This window comes from Pseudomonas sp. RW3S2 (assembly GCF_014268955.1).
Taxonomy (GTDB): Bacteria; Pseudomonadota; Gammaproteobacteria; order Pseudomonadales; family Pseudomonadaceae; genus Aquipseudomonas; species Aquipseudomonas wayambapalatensis.
Genome location: NZ_JABWRM010000002.1, coordinates 264322 through 279290, shown reverse-complemented (window position 1 = coordinate 279290; position 14969 = coordinate 264322). Strand labels below are relative to the sequence as shown.

At 63.1% G+C, this 14969-nt stretch carries 12 protein-coding genes; 9 read left to right on the top strand and 3 right to left on the bottom strand.

Annotated elements, in window-relative coordinates:
- Positions 1 to 162: 162 nt before the first annotated feature.
- The 6 genes from HU748_RS04035 (at position 163) to HU748_RS04010 (ending at position 7195) form a co-directional block, all read left to right on the top strand.
- Positions 163 to 1962 carry an extracellular solute-binding protein gene (locus HU748_RS04035; protein ID WP_186719555.1) on the top strand — a complete coding sequence of 600 codons (1800 nt, stop codon included), beginning with the start codon at positions 163 to 165 and terminating at the stop codon, positions 1960 to 1962.
- A complete protein-coding gene (locus tag HU748_RS04030; RefSeq protein WP_186664871.1) occupies positions 1959 to 3017 on the top strand; it encodes a microcin C ABC transporter permease YejB in 1059 nt (352 codons plus the stop codon). Before HU748_RS04035 ends, HU748_RS04030 begins: the two co-directional genes overlap by 4 nt.
- On the top strand, positions 3017 to 4033 hold the full coding sequence (locus tag HU748_RS04025; protein WP_186664874.1) for an ABC transporter permease: 1017 nt from the start codon (positions 3017 to 3019) through the stop codon (positions 4031 to 4033). Before HU748_RS04030 ends, HU748_RS04025 begins: the two co-directional genes overlap by 1 nt.
- Before the next feature lie 66 nt (positions 4034 to 4099).
- Entirely contained in the window at positions 4100 to 4870 is a 771-nt protein-coding gene (gene hbdH, locus HU748_RS04020; protein WP_186719306.1) for a 3-hydroxybutyrate dehydrogenase, read from the top strand.
- 56 nt (positions 4871 to 4926) lie between these two features.
- Entirely contained in the window at positions 4927 to 6885 is a 1959-nt protein-coding gene (locus HU748_RS04015; RefSeq protein ID WP_186719304.1) for an acetoacetate--CoA ligase, read from the top strand.
- 34 nt (positions 6886 to 6919) lie between these two features.
- Positions 6920 to 7195, top strand: coding sequence for a peptidylprolyl isomerase (locus HU748_RS04010; RefSeq protein ID WP_054890650.1), 276 nt, complete (start codon positions 6920 to 6922; stop codon positions 7193 to 7195).
- Between the two features lie 3 nt (positions 7196 to 7198).
- Here the strand turns inward: HU748_RS04010 and hisN are convergent, their stop codons facing one another.
- Positions 7199 to 7990 (bottom strand): histidinol-phosphatase, encoded by a 792-nt coding sequence (gene hisN, locus HU748_RS04005; protein ID WP_186719302.1) that lies wholly within the window; start codon positions 7988 to 7990, stop codon positions 7199 to 7201.
- 206 nt (positions 7991 to 8196) lie between these two features.
- Between hisN and HU748_RS04000 the strand changes: the two genes are divergently transcribed.
- The 3 genes from HU748_RS04000 to HU748_RS03990 all read left to right on the top strand — a co-directional run bounded on the left by HU748_RS04000 (position 8197) and on the right by HU748_RS03990 (position 11725).
- Complete coding sequence (locus HU748_RS04000; RefSeq protein WP_186711607.1) at positions 8197 to 8853, top strand: LuxR family transcriptional regulator; 657 nt, start codon at positions 8197 to 8199, stop codon at positions 8851 to 8853.
- Between the two features lie 132 nt (positions 8854 to 8985).
- Positions 8986 to 10317, top strand: coding sequence for a hypothetical protein (locus HU748_RS03995; RefSeq protein ID WP_186719300.1), 1332 nt, complete (start codon positions 8986 to 8988; stop codon positions 10315 to 10317).
- Between the two features lie 88 nt (positions 10318 to 10405).
- The gene (locus tag HU748_RS03990) at positions 10406 to 11725 is read left to right on the top strand and encodes a hypothetical protein (protein WP_186719298.1); all 1320 of its coding nucleotides are present in this window, start codon (positions 10406 to 10408) and stop codon (positions 11723 to 11725) included.
- 52 nt (positions 11726 to 11777) lie between these two features.
- Here HU748_RS03990 and HU748_RS03985 read toward each other — a convergent pair whose 3' ends face one another.
- Together HU748_RS03985 and macA are read right to left on the bottom strand one after the other, a co-directional pair.
- Positions 11778 to 13784 (bottom strand): MacB family efflux pump subunit, encoded by a 2007-nt coding sequence (locus HU748_RS03985; protein WP_186719296.1) that lies wholly within the window; start codon positions 13782 to 13784, stop codon positions 11778 to 11780.
- A gap of 2 nt (positions 13785 to 13786) precedes the next feature.
- Complete coding sequence (macA, locus tag HU748_RS03980; protein WP_186719294.1) at positions 13787 to 14944, bottom strand: macrolide transporter subunit MacA; 1158 nt, start codon at positions 14942 to 14944, stop codon at positions 13787 to 13789.
- Positions 14945 to 14969: the final 25 nt, after the last annotated feature.

The window sequence follows — 14969 nt, the reverse complement described above, 5'->3', positions numbered from 1 at the left end:
TCGGTCTTGTTCGCCCGCCCCTGCAGTGCCCTTGTAGGAGCGGGCTTGTCCCGCGACAGGGCCCGTTCAGTATCCCCCCATGTCTCGCCGCGCCTCATCGCGGGGCAAGCTCGCTCTTGCAGGGGGCTGGGCCGTCTGTTGGTGGGATGCTTGCTGTCATGCCTGGCATTGACCCTCCAGGCCGCCCCCTCCCACGCCCTCACCGTCTACGGCGAAGCCCCGCGCTACCCCGCGAACTTCACGCACTTCGACTACGTCAACCCGCACGCCCCCAAGGGCGGCAGCTTGCGGCGCTCGGCCATCGAGATCGGCCAGTTCGACCATATCCTGCCGTATATCGACAAGGGCACCGGTGTCAGCGAGGTCGATGGCTGGTTGTATGCCCCGCTGGCGGTACGCTCGTTCGATGAGCCGTACACGGTCTATGGCTTGATCGCCCACCGGATGGAGCGTGGCCCGGACGACGCCTGGCTGCGTTTCGAGATCGACCCGCGTGCCACCTTCGCCGACGGCAAGCCGGTGCGCGCCGAAGATGTGCGCTTCACTTTCGAGCTGCTGATGAGCAAGGGCAGCCTCAAATACCGCACGCAGTTCGCCGAGGTTGCCGGGGTCACCGTGGAAGGCCCGCGCAGCGTGCGCTTCGATTTCAAGCAACCCCACGGACGCACCCTCGCGCTGGACCTGGCAAGCCTGCCGGTACTGCCGGAGCACGACTGGCAGACACGCGACTTCGCCAACGGCGCCGGGTTCGAAAAACCGGTAGGCAGCGGCCCCTACCGCATCAGCCGGATCGACAACGGCCGCAGCATCACCTTCGAGCGCGACCCCGACTGGTGGGCCAAGGACCTGCCGGTCAACCGCGGGCGCTTCAACTTCCAGCGCTTGCGCGTCGAGTACTTCGGCGACACCGAGGTTGCCCGCCAGGTACTCAAGGGCGGCGGATACGATTACAACCGCGAGTTCTCCGCCACCGCCTACACCCTGGGCTACGACGGCGCCCAGCTCGACGACGGCCGCCTGCAGCGCGCCCACCTGGGCCCTGCCAAGCCACAGAACGCCCAGGGCTTCGTGTTCAACCTCGACAAGCCGGTGTTCCGCGACCGCCGTGTGCGCCAGGCGCTGGCGATGCTCTGGGACTTCGAGTGGAGCAACCGGCAGATGATGCGCAACCTGTACATCCGCCAGCAAAGCCTGTACTCCAACACCCCGCTCGCGGCGCGCGAGTTGCCCGACACCGAGGAACTGAAACTGCTCGAGCCGCTACGCGGCCAGATCCCCGACGAAGTCTTCACCCAGGTGTTCACGGCACCAGTGACCGATGGTTCGGGCATCATCCGCAAGCAGCAGTTGCAGGCGTTGGAGTTGCTCCAGGCCGCCGGCTGGCGCCCTGAGGGTGATCGCCTGGTAAACGCCGAAGGCACGCCGCTGAGCTTCACTTTCCTCAACGGGCAATCGGGCCTGGAGCGCTTGCTCTTGCCCTGGAAACGCAACCTGGCGCAAATCGGCATCGAGCTGAACATCCGCAATGTCGACTCGGCCCAATACATCAACCGGCTGATGGCGCGCGACTACGACATGGTCGTCACCGGTTACCCGGTCACGCTGTCACCCGGCTCGGAGCAGTACAACTACTTCGGCTCAGCCGCCGCCAACGACCCTGGCTCGAACAACCTCATGGTGCTCAAGGACCCGGCGGTGGACCACCTGCTCGACGGCCTGGTACGCGCCTCGAACCAGGCCGACATGCTGCGCCACGCCCACGCCCTGGACCGCGTGCTGCAGTGGAACTACTACTGGATTCCAAACTATTACCCGCCCGGCAGCTCGACCGTCTGGTGGAACCGCTTCGGCCTGCCCAAGGTGCAGGCCGCCTACGACGAAGGCCTGGATACCTGGTGGGAACTCAGCCCAACGGCGCTGACCAATCAGCAGATGGCTGAACGCTCCAAGGTTGCACCATGACCGCCTATATCCTGCGGCGCCTGCTGCTGATCATTCCGACTCTGCTGGCGATCCTGCTGGTGAACTTCGCCATCGTCCAGGCGGCTCCCGGCGGCCCTGTGGAGCAGGCGGTGGCGCGCCTGCAAGGCATCGGCGGCGGCGCCCCAGGCGCCCGGGTCGAAGTGATGCAGGGCGAGTCCCGCGCCAGTCGTGGGCTTGACCCCAAGCTGATCGAGGAGATCAAGCGCCAGTACGGCTTCGACAAGAGCGCCCCGGAGCGCCTGTGGCTGATGCTCGGCCAGTACGCCCGGCTCGATTTTGGCCAGAGCTTCTTCCGTGGCGCCAAGGTTACCGACCTGATTCTCGACAAGTTGCCCGTTACCCTGTCGCTGGGCTTCTGGGCGACGCTGATCACCTACCTGGTCTCGATCCCGTTGGGTATCCGCAAGGCCGTGCGCCACGGCAGCCGTTTCGATGCCTGGAGCAGCGCGCTGATCGTGGTCGGCTACGCGCTGCCCTCGTTCCTCTTCGCCCTGCTGCTGATCGTGCTGTTCGCCGGCGGCACGTCCTTGAACTGGTTCCCGGTGCGCGGGCTGGTCTCGGAGGACTTCGACCAGTTGAGCCTGCTGGGCAAGGTCGCCGATTATTTCTGGCACCTGGTGCTACCGGTCGGTGCCTTGGTGATCGGCGGCTTTGCCACCCTCACCCTGCTGACCAAGAACGCCTTCCTCGACGAGATCTCGCGCCAGTATGTGGTCACCGCCCGGGCCAAGGGCTTGAGCCAACGCCGGGTGCTGTACGGCCATGTGTTGCGCAATGCCATGCTGCTGGTGGTGGCTGGGGTGCCGCAGGCGTTGATCACGGTATTCTTCGCCGGTTCATTGCTGATCGAGGTGATCTTCTCGCTCGACGGCCTGGGGCGCATGAGCTATGAAGCGGCCGTCTCGCGGGATTACCCGGTCGTGTTCGGCACCCTGTTCATCTTCACCCTGGCAGGCTTGCTGATCCGCCTGATTGGCGACCTGTCGTACACCTTGCTCGACCCACGCATCGACTTCGACACGAGGGCGCACTGATGCTCTCACCCATCGCCCGGCGCCGCCTGCAGCGTTTTCGCCATAACCGCCTGGGCTGGGTGTCGCTATGGCTGTTCGCTGCCATCCTGCTGCTGAGCCTGGGCGCAGAGCTGGTGGCCAACGACAAGCCGTTGCTGCTGTCGTACAAGGGCGAGCTGTACACCCCGGCGCTCAAGCGCTACACCGAGCAGCAGTTCGGCGGTGAACTGCCGTTCCAGCCCGACTACCGCAGCGCCTATGTGCGCCAGTTGATTGAAGGCCAGGGCGGCTGGATGCTGTTCGCCCCCATCCCCTTCAGTGCCGACACGCCCAACTACGACCTGCAGGTGCCCACCCCAAGCCCGCCCAGTGCCAGCAATTGGCTGGGTACCGACGACCAGGGCCGCGACGTGCTCGCACGGGTGCTGTATGGCACACGCATTTCCTTGCTGTTCGCCTTCGCCCTGACCCTGGTCAGTGTGCTGATCGGTGTTGCCGCCGGCGCACTGCAGGGCTACCACGGTGGCTGGGTCGATCTGCTCGGCCAGCGCCTGCTGGAGGTATGGTCGGGGTTGCCGGTGCTGTATCTGCTGATCATCCTGTCCGGCTTCGTCGAGCCGAATTTCTGGTGGTTGCTGGGGATCATGGCGCTGTTCTCCTGGCTCACCCTGGTCGACGTGGTGCGCGCCGAATTCCTGCGTGGGCGTAACCTTGAGTACGTCAAGGCCGCCCGTGCACTGGGCCTGCCGGACACCCAGGTGATGCTGCGGCATATCCTGCCCAATGCCATGAACGCCACACTGACCTACATTCCGTTCATGCTGACCGGTGCCATCACCACCCTGACAGCGCTGGACTTCCTCGGCTTCGGCATGCCGGCCGGCACCGCGTCGTTGGGTGAGCTGGTCACCCAGGGCAAGCAGCACCTGCAAGCCCCCTGGCTGGGCTTCACCGCATTCTTCGCGCTGGCGGTGATCCTGTCGCTGCTGGTATTCATCGGCGATGCGCTGCGGGAGGCATTCGACCCGCGGCGCTGATTCGGCCCTCGACTGAAAGACACACTGATCGTTTGAACGCTATCGGCATCGTGTAAGGAGCGGCACATGACTCTAGACGGCAAGACGGCACTCATCACCGGATCCACCAGCGGCATCGGTCTGGGCATCGCCCAGGTACTGGCCAAGGCAGGTGCCAACATCCTGCTCAACGGCTTCGGCGATCCGCAACCGGCGCTCGCCGAGATCGCCCGCCACGGCGTGGAGGTCGCCCACCATCCGGCAGACCTGTCCGAGGTGACGCAGATCGAGGCCCTGTTCGCCCTGGCCGAGCGCGAGTTCGGCGGCGTCGACATCCTCGTCAACAACGCCGGCATCCAGCACGTCGCGCCGGTGGAGACCTTCCCGGTACAGAGCTGGGACAAGATCATCGCCTTGAACCTCTCGGCCGTGTTCCACGGCACTCGCCTGGCCCTGCCGGGGATGCGCGAACGCGGCTGGGGGCGGATCATCAACATTGCCTCGGTGCACGGCCTGGTAGGCTCCACCGGCAAGGCTGCCTACGTGGCGGCCAAGCACGGGGTGATCGGGTTGACCAAGGTGGTGGCGCTGGAAACCGCGACCAGCAACGTCACCTGCAATGCCATCTGCCCCGGGTGGGTGCTGACCCCACTGGTGCAGAAGCAGATCGACGACCGCGCAGCGGCAGGCGGCGACCCTCGGCAGGCCCAGCATGACCTGCTGGCCGAGAAGCAGCCCTCGCTGGCCTTCGTCACCCCCGAGCACCTGGGCGAGCTGGCACTGTTTCTGTGCAGCGAGGCCGGCAGCCAGGTACGTGGTGCCGCGTGGAACGTGGACGGCGGCTGGTTGGCGCAGTAAGGGCTAGAGTTCAACTAGCAGGCCGTGTCGATTCCCCACCGACCGAGGAGGCTCGCATGAGCGAAGTACTGTGGCGTCCCAGCCCCGCACAGGTCCAGGCCAGCCGAATGGACCACTTCCGCCGACAGGTGAACCAGGACCTTGGCCTGCAGCTCGCCAACTACGCAGACCTGCACCGCTGGAGCATCGAGCAGCGCGAAGCGTTCTGGCAGAGGCTCTGCAAGTGCTTCGAAGTGCGCTGGCACAATCTGCCGTCGCAGGTGCTCAGCGAAGGCCCGCAGATGCCGGACGCGCGCTGGTTCGCAGATGGCACGCTCAACTATGCCGAACACCTGTTGCGTCGACGCGACACGCACCCGGCGCTGATCGCCGTGCGCGAGGACGGTACACGTCAGGTGCTCACCCACCGGCAGCTCGCCGCCGAGGTCGCCGGCCTGCAACGCGCGTTCAAGGCCGCCGGCATCCAGCCAGGCGATCGTATCGCCGCGGTCATGCCCAACACCTGGCAAACCCTGGTGGCCATGCTCGCCAGCGCCAGCCTGGGGGCGATCTGGTCCACCTCGTCCCCCGAGTTCGGGCTGCACGGCATCATCGACCGCTTTGGCCAGATCGCGCCGAAACTGCTGATCGTCTGTGCGGGTTATCACTATGCCGGCAAGGTGATCGACCAGGTCGAGAAGATCAATCAGGTCTGCGCCCGGTTACCAGCGCTGGAGCACCTGCTGGTCGTGCCCTACACCCGCGAGCAGACGCGCACCGATGAGTTCGTCGCACCCAGGGTCAGCCTCTGGCAGGACTTCTTTCAGGCCGGTGGCGAACCTGAGTTTGCTGCCCTGCCCTTCGACCATCCGCTGTACGTCCTCTATTCCAGCGGCACCACCGGCGTGCCCAAATGCATCGTCCACGGAGCAGGAGGCGTACTGCTGCAGCATTTGAAGGAACACGGCCTGCACAACGACCTGAAGGCCGACGACGTGCTGTTCTACTACACCACCTGTGGCTGGATGATGTGGAACTGGTTGGCCAGCGGCCTGGCGGTCGGTGCCACCCTGGTGCTGTACGACGGCTCACCGCTGCACCCCGGCCCCGAGCGCCTACTCGACCTGATCGACGCCGAAGGCATCCAGGTGTTCGGCACCAGCGCCAAGTACCTGGCCACGCTGGAACAGCAAGGCCTGGTGCCGATACGCAGCCACCGCCTCGACAGCCTGCGCCTGTTGCTGTCCACCGGTTCGCCGCTGTCGCCGCACAGCTACGACTACGTCTACCGTCAGATCAAGCGTGATGTGCGCCTGGTGTCGATGTCCGGCGGTACCGACATCGTCTCATGCTTCGTGCTGGGTAACCCGACCCTGCCAATACGGCGCGGGGAAATGCAATGCCGGGGCCTGGGCATGGCCGTGCAGGTGTGGAACGAACAACGCCAGGCGGTGGTGGGCGAGAAAGGCGAGCTGGTCTGTACCCGCCATTTTCCGTCGATGCCGCTGGGTTTCTGGGGCGATACCGACGGCAGTCGTTATCACGAGGCTTACTTCAGCCTGTTTCCCGGCGTCTGGGCACAGGGTGACTATGCCGAAGAAACCAGCAGCGGCGGCCTGGTGATCCACGGTCGCTCCGACGCGGTGCTCAACCCCGGCGGCGTGCGCATCGGTACGGCGGAGATCTATCGCCAGGTGGAGAAAATCGAGGAGGTGCTCGAGAGCATCGCCATCGGCCAGGACTGGCAAGGCGACGTGCGTGTGGTGTTGTTCGTGCGTCTGCGCGAGGGCCTGCAACTGGACGACGCCCTGTGTCAGCGCATCCGCCAGGTGATCCGCCAATACACCACACCGCGCCATGTGCCAGCGGTGATTGCCCAGGTGCCAGACATCCCGCGCACCGCCAGCGGCAAGCTGGTGGAGCTGGCGGTGCGCAACGTGGTGCACGGGCTGGCGGTGAAGAACACCGATGCCCTGGCCAACCCCGAGGCGCTGGCGTATTTCCGTGACCGCGCCGAGCTGCGCGATCAGGCATAATGGCGCCCTTTTTTGCCCGAAGCACAGGTGTCCCATGAAAGCACAAGCGCGCCATATCCTGGTCAAGACCGCCGATGAGGCCGAACAACTCAAGCAACGCCTGGCCAAGGGCGAGGCGTTCGACGTGCTGGCGAAGAAGTTCTCGACCTGTCCATCGGGCAAGCGCGGTGGCGACCTGGGCGAGGTGCGTCCTGGCCAGCTGGTCGGCGCCATCGACCAGGTGATCTTCAAGAAGGCCCTGCGCGTGGTGCATGGGCCGATCAAGACCAAGTTCGGTTATCACCTGGTGCAGGTGTTCTACCGCGACTGAGCGTTACATCGCTGCGCGCAACATCTCCACGACCTGTGTATGAAGCGCTGGATCGCCGCAGGCCACGATGCAGCCACCGTTCTGCGCCGAGCTGCCATCCCACGCCGTGATCACACCGCCCGCCCCTTGGATGATCGGCATCAGTGCCTGCACGTCGTAGGGTTGCAGGCTCGCCTCGACGATCACATCGACAAACCCCGACGCCAGCATGCAATAGGCGTAGCAGTCGCCCCCATAACGCATCAGTCGCGCCCGCCCCGCCACATGCTCGAATGCCGCCTTGCGCGCCGGAGTGTCGAACATGTCCGGCGTGGTGCACATCAGCGTGGCCGCCTCGAGCGCCCCACAGGCGCGGGTTTTCAGCGGTGTACCGCTACGCCAGGCGCCCTCGGGCGTGCCGACGAAACGCTCGCCGGTAAAGGGCTGATTCATCACCCCCACCACCGGCTGCTCGCCATCGTTCAGGGCAATCAGCGTGCCCCACAGCGGCAAGCCGGTGATGAAGGCCCGGGTGCCATCGATCGGGTCCAGCACCCAGGTCAACGGGCTGCTGCCCTGTGCCACGCCCTGCTCCTCGCCCAGGATGCCATGCGCCGGATACCGCGCCTGGATCAGCGCACGCATGGCGTCTTCGGCGGCCTTGTCAGCCACGGTCACCGGATCGTACAGGCGCCCGCCTTTGTCCTCGACCTCCAGGCTCGCGCGAAAATACGGCTGGATCGCCAAGGCAGCGGCATCGGCCAATTGCTCGGCAAAAGCACGGAATTCTGTGATCTGCTCAGCGTTCAGGGACATGGGGCGGGCCTCGTAGGAAAAAGGCGGCCATGATACCCCAGCCCAGCGGCGCAGGCGCACAAGCACCTCACTTTCGGGCATGGGGTTATGACCATTTCATCAAGCGGGAGCTGAATCGTTGTACTAGGATAGCAAGCAGTCGCGCCCAAATAATGGCCAAAAGCCATATCGCGACTTTCGGATTACCGCTACTCATGGACGATACGATGAATTCTCACCTGCTCTTTCCGCAGATCGGCAAAGTCATAGCCAGCACCGGCAGCCGCCAATTCCCGCGCCTGCTGCATGACCTGATCCAGACTCACCTGAGCATCGATGCTACGCATATCCGCCAGGTGCGCCTGGCCTCACCCGGTTTGCACGACAGCACCACCCTGCTCAGTGAAACCGTGTTCAGCACCGGCGAACCCGCCTGCGACGAGCTTCTGGACCCAGCCCGTCTGCATCTGGTGCGCCGCACTGCCGATTATCACTACGAATTGCACGTCCTGCGCGCTGATCGCGCCAGCTTCTCGCCGCGCGAGCGCGACTGCCTGCAGGATATCTCGCCGCTGCTGCTGCCCATGTTGCAAAAGCACCTGGATGCCTTGCAGCCCAGCATCAGCGAACGACAGAGCGATAGCCTGCAGGAGCGTTTCCGCGAGCGCCTGGGCCAGACTGGCCTTGCACTGTCAGAACGGGAAATGCAGGTCTGCCTGGGCCTGCTGGCCGGTCACACTGCACCGCAGCAGGCCGAACGCCTGCAGTTGAAGGTCAATACGGTGGAAAGCTACCTGCGTCGCGCGGCGATCAAGCTGGGGATCAGCGGGCGGCATTCGTTGATGCGCTGGATGTATGGCGCCCATCCATCGATACCCCTCTAAGCCATCCGCAGCCGGGGTATTCAATCCCCGCCGCCGATGTGGCGCAGTACCCCACCTATCATTTTTGCCAGTTGGAGTGCCACATCGACTGCGTTAGTTTCTAGCCACCCTCACACGGTGGAGCTCATCAGCATGTCTGTGCAGTCTTCCGGCACGCCTGACCACGCCTACGGCACGCAAGGAGTGGCCAATGTTCCGCCCGAGCCTCCCTACAACCCGGACATGGCCTCTCTCCAGGTCGGGCCATCAACCCTCGACGCCAAGGGGAGGCTGGTGGTATTCGGCCGTAACCCCGCAGACTCCAGCCCAGGATTGCTCACCCGGCTCAACGCCGATGGCCACTGGGACGAAAGCATCGGCCATGTGGTCGTAGACGCTGCGAATCTGCCCGATGAGGCACTGGACTTCAAAGGGCTTGTCGGCGCCACGATCAATGGCCAGCAGACCTATTTCGCCGTTGGCGTGCCCACCTATTTCGATGCCGAAATCGAACGCTATCTGAACTTCGTCGGTATCAGCCGTTTTGATGAAAGCTTCCAACCGGTAACGTCTTTTGGCGATAACGGTCATGCTTTACCAGACCCGGGCGAAGGTTGGCAGAAGGGTGACGTAGGTGCCCCCAAAAAGCATCGGATCAAGCGCTCGACGAACGCGCTTCTGTCGTCCGAGGAGCGCCCACCGGTATTAGCGAACGGCTTGTTGCGAGCCATCTTCCCCTACACCCTCGGCGACGGGAACGACGAGCACACTGAAAGCTGGTTGGCGGTCTTCAACCCCGTGACTGGCGAGCTGGCACCTGAGCTCGGCGAGGCGCGTGATCTCGGCATGTTGCCACTGACCGACAAGGCTGGTTTTTCGTTGCGGGTCTTGCGTGCGCACTTCTTCGCCGACGGTAGTTTCCTGGTGCTAGCAGAGAACGCCACCAAGCGAGTCATCGTGAGGCGTTACGACCGACACGCCATCGCCGATGAACGCTTCAATGATGACCAGGGTCAGCGGGAACTGTTCGCCTTTGAAGCAAGCATGCGCCTCGGCATGTTCGCAAGGAACGGTCGGATCGCTGTGTCCCGGGGCGTGGAATTCCAGCTCCAACAACCCACGACAGTGTTCGTACTGACCGAGTCCGGTACGAACGACACGACCTTCAATAGCGGCCACCCCCTGATGCTCGGCAGCGACGGCCATGGCCTGGCCCTGGGCGAGCTTCACATCGATGATCAGGGTCGCATTTTGCTCGGTGGCGCCCTGCTCACCGCCATCAACGTCGGCCGTTTGCATGTGTATCGCCTGACACGGTCGGGAGAGTTCGACAGCGCCTTCGGCAACGAGGGCCTCTTTGACGGTGGCCCTGACTACAGGACGGCGAACAAGGTGTTGGCCAGTGAGCACGGCATACACATCCTGACGCTGTTCCCTACCAGCGGCCCGTACTTCTTGGAAAGGGTGCTCAAGCTGCACGACTGACCGGCTTCTGCAGCACCCTGCGTACCGCAGACTCTTGCCAGTACCGTGAATAGTTCCTACCACTTACCAGCCAACGAGAGTAAGCCTCATGAAAACGACAGATAATACCGGCGATAAAGCAGGGCAACTGGACCCGAATTTCGGAGTTGGGGGCATCGTGGAGTTGCGTCCACTCGATGAGGATCGCGGTTTTGAAATCATCGACTCTGCGGGCCTGCAAGATGGCGGGAGCGTGCATGTTATCCAGACTCACGAGAAGAAAGAGAACTACCTGGCCAGCTTCAATCAAGACGGCAAACGGACCCATCTGGAACACGTCATCCTGCCCGATGAAAACCAACAGAATACCAACTATTTCTTCCGACTCAAATACAACCAACTCGACCGGATAGCCTGTTACGTGCCGGATATACGCTGGCCATCCGAAGAGCACGATCCCATCGTCCACACTTCAGCCGTTGGTTGTTTCGAGACAAATCTGAAACCGCAGGAAGGATTCGGCGAAAATGGTATTACGACAATCAAACCAGCAGACCTGGCCAAGAACAGCCCCGATCGCCGCGCGCCGCGCAAGTCTGAAGCGCCCGCCGCCGGACATACCGAAACACCAGAAAAACACGTCTACGATGTGAACAGTGGAGAGGCCCAACTCATCAATGGCGCGCTGTGGTCAGTATCCAGTAGCTACCACGAGTATGAGGATCCACCGTTCAAAAGTTGGATTTCCAAATTTGCTCAAGACACAGGGAAGCTGCTGTCGGTTCTCCCGCTGCAGCCCCTGGAAGGCAAGCCATGGGAGCCGGTCGATGTCCATTTCTTCGAGGGCGGTGGATTTATCATGCTGGCCTACAGAGAACAACAGGCTTACCTGACGAAGTTCACTGACTCGGGAATGCTCGACAAGACATTCAACGATTCCGGCTACGTTGAAATGCCGGGTCTTGCTTATAAAAATAGCTGCATGCACGTACATCAAGAGCGAATCCTGATCGCTTCTATGGACCCATTAACACACACAAAAAAGAATGACCACCAATCTGAGCCGCTGCTGAAGTTGGACGCTTACCTCTTGTCAGGAGAACGTGACAGTACATTCACGAATAGGAACGATGCGGTAAAAAACGCGGTGTATATTTCCTCACCACATATCGCCGTCGATGCGAAGAACCGTATCCTCGTCGGCTTGACCGGTGACATGCAGCTCGGTACATCCCCTGACCCCCTCGTGGCGATGATCTATCGATTCAGTTGGGCGGGCAACGCGGACCTGACGTTTAACGGTGACGGCAGGTTCGTACTTTCGGGTGTGGTGGCATTCAAGCACATGTTTTTGAACGGCAATGAAATCCGTGGGGTAGGCAACGTGTTTTCGAGCCAGGAACCAATAATGTTCAAAGTCCTCGATTAACGCCCCATTGAACGTGTCGCTGACCAAAGCCGTGCGTCAGCGACACGTCAGTTCAATCCCGCGCCAAGGCTTCGATCGGGTCCAGCCGTGCGGCGTTTCGTGCGGGCACAAACCCGAACACGATGCCGATCAACGTCGAACAGGCGAACGCGGTGGCAATCGAGGCGGGCGAGAACACCATCTCCCACTGTTTGACGAACAGTGTGAACAGGTAGCCAATCCCATACGACAACGCGATCCCCACCAGCCCGCCGAACAGGCAGACCATCACCGCCTCCACCAGGAACTGCTGGCGAATGTCCGACTGCCGGGCACCGACGGCCATGCGGATGCCGATCTCACGGGTACGTTCGGTGACCGACACCAGCATGATGTTCATCACCCCGATACCACCCACCACCAATGAAATCACCGCGATCAACGACAGCAGCAGGGTCAGCGAACGGCTGGTTTTCTGCACCGTCTGCATGATGCTGTCGAGGTTGTTGGTGAAAAAGTCCTTGGTGCCGTGGCGCTGCAGCATCAAGCTGTTGACCTCCTCTTCTACCCGCTTGCTGGGCATGCCGTCCTTGATTCGCACGCTGATGCTATCCAGGTGACGCTGCCCCAGCAGGCGCCCGGCAGCAGTTTCGTAGGGCACCCAGACGTTCAGCGCGTTGCTGGCGGCGAACAGGTTCTTGTTCTCGGTGGTCACGCCGATCACCGTGCACGGCAGATTGCCGATCAGGATCACCTGCCCGAGCGGATCGCCCCCCTCGCCGAACAGCCGCAAGCGCGTGTTGTGGTCGATCACCACCACTTGCGCTTGGCGCCGGGCATCGCTTTCGCTGAAGGCGATGCCGGCAGACAGGTTGATGTTGCGCACCTGGAAGTAGCGTTCGCTGACGCCATTGAGCTGTACGTCGAGGTCCAGGTTGCGGTAGCGCACCAGCATGCTGCGGCCGATCACCGGCGTTGCACTGTCGACGTAATACAGTTGGTTGAGCGCAGTGACGTCGGCCAGCACCAGGGTCTCGATGGCCTTGGCCCGACTGTCACCGAAGTTGCTGCCTGAATAGATGTCGATGGTGTTGCTGCCGATCGCCTGGATATCCTTGAGCACGTAGCCTTTGGCGCCCTCGCCGATCGCCGAGATCGACACCACCGAGGTGATGCCGATGACGATCCCGAGCATGGTCAGCAACGTGCGCATGCGGTGCGAGATCAATGCGATCCAGGCCATGTTGAACGCTTCACGGAACAAGCCCAGGCTGGCCACCAGGCGCCGTGGCGGACGGGCCTTGCGTTGCGGCTCGGGGATGGCCGCATCGGGCGAGGCCTGCGGCGTGTTGCGCTGATCGCTGACGATCTGCCCGTCGCTGACCTCGATGATGCGCTCGGCATGGGCTGCGACCTTGGGGTCGTGGGTCACCAGGATCACGGTGTGCCCGGCTGCGTGCAGCTCCAGCAGGATGGCCATCACTTCCTTGCCGCTGGCCGTGTCGAGGGCGCCGGTAGGCTCGTCCGCGAGGATCACCTCGCCGCCGTTCATCAAGGCCCGGCAGATACTCACCCGCTGCTGCTGACCGCCCGACAGTTGGCTGGGGCGATGCGTCAGGTGCCCGGCCAGGCCCAGGCGCTTGAGCAGTTCCTGGGCCCGCTCGTGACGCTGCGCCTGGGGCGTACCGGCATACACCGCCGGGATCTCGACATTGCGCAGGGCGTCCAGATGCGGCAGCAGGTGATAACGCTGGAAGATGAAGCCGAAATGGTCACGGCGCAGCGCTGCCAGCGCCTCATCGTCCATGTCGCGGGTTTCCTGGCCACCCACCTGATAGGAACCGGCGCTGGCATGATCCAGGCAGCCGAGGATATTCATCAGCGTCGACTTGCCCGAGCCCGAGGCGCCGATGATCGCCACCAGCTCGCCCGCGTTGATTTCCAGATCGATATGGCGCAGGGCAAGAAACTCGCGATCTCCCGCCATGAAACTGCGGCTCACCCCCTCCAGGCGCAGCAGCGGCTGGCCGGTTTCGACGGCGGTGGTGCGCTGCGAGGCCAGCTCGACGTTCATGTTCATGCTCATGCCCCCGCCGCGTCGCCGATGGGCTCGCCAATTACGACCCGGTCGCCCTCGTCCAGCCCCTGCCTGATCTCGACCCTGACATTGTTGTTGATCCCGGCCTGCACCTGGCGCACCTGGGCAAAGCCCTTGGCGTCGACCACCCGCACCGGGAAGCTGCCGTCACCACTGCGCGGCCCAAGCGCCGCCACCGGCACACTGAGCACCGCCTCGGCGGTGGCCAGCACGATGCGCACCTGGGCGGTCATGGAGATGCGCAGGCGGTGGTCAGGGTTGGGCACTTCGAACAAGGCGTTGTAGAACACCGCGGTGTTCTGCTTCGGCGCGCCAGCGCCACTCTTGTCGGTGCTCTCCAGGTAGTTCTGCGGCGCCGGTTCCGTGCCGCGCAAGGTCGCGTAGTAGCGCTTGTCTTCGCCGAGGATGGTGAAGTACACCTGCTGGCCGGGGCTGATATGGATCACGTCGGCTTCGGAGACCTGAGCCTTGACCGTCATGGTGTCCAGGTCGGCCAGTTTGAGGATCACCGGCGCCAGTTGCTGGGCGATCACGGTTTGCCCTTCCTGGGTGACGATGCCCACCACATCGCCGTCGATGGGCGCGCTGATACGGGTGTAGTCGAGGTTGACCTTGGCCGTGTCGATCTGCACCTGGGCACTCTTGATCTGCGCGTCCAGCGAGTGCAGGGTGGCCTGCTGCACCTGGTATTCGGACTCGGCGTTCTCGAAGTCCTGGCGCGAGATCGACTCGTCGTCCTGCAAGGCGCTGTAACGCTCGTAGACCCGACGGGTCTGGTTGACCCGGGCCAGGGTCGAGCGCCGCTCGGCCTGCAGCTTTTCTTCATCGACCTGGGCCTGGCGCAGCGTGTTGCGCAGCACCAGCGGATCGATCTCGGCGAGCCACTGGCCCTTGGTCACCTTGTCGCCCAGCTTGACCTTCAGCGAGCGCAACTGCCCGGAAACCTGCGCCCCGACATCCACCTGGCGGATGCCCTCGAGCACACCAGTGGCCAGCACCGCGTTCTCGATGTCACCACGCTCGACCGTGGCAGTGATGTAGCGCGGCGGCGTGGCCGGGGCCTGTATCGCGTACAGCGTGATCCCGGCCACCAGCGCCAGGGCGCAGCCCAGGCTTATCTTGCGAAATCTGCTCTTGTCCATAAATGCTCGTTCATCCGTTCCAAAG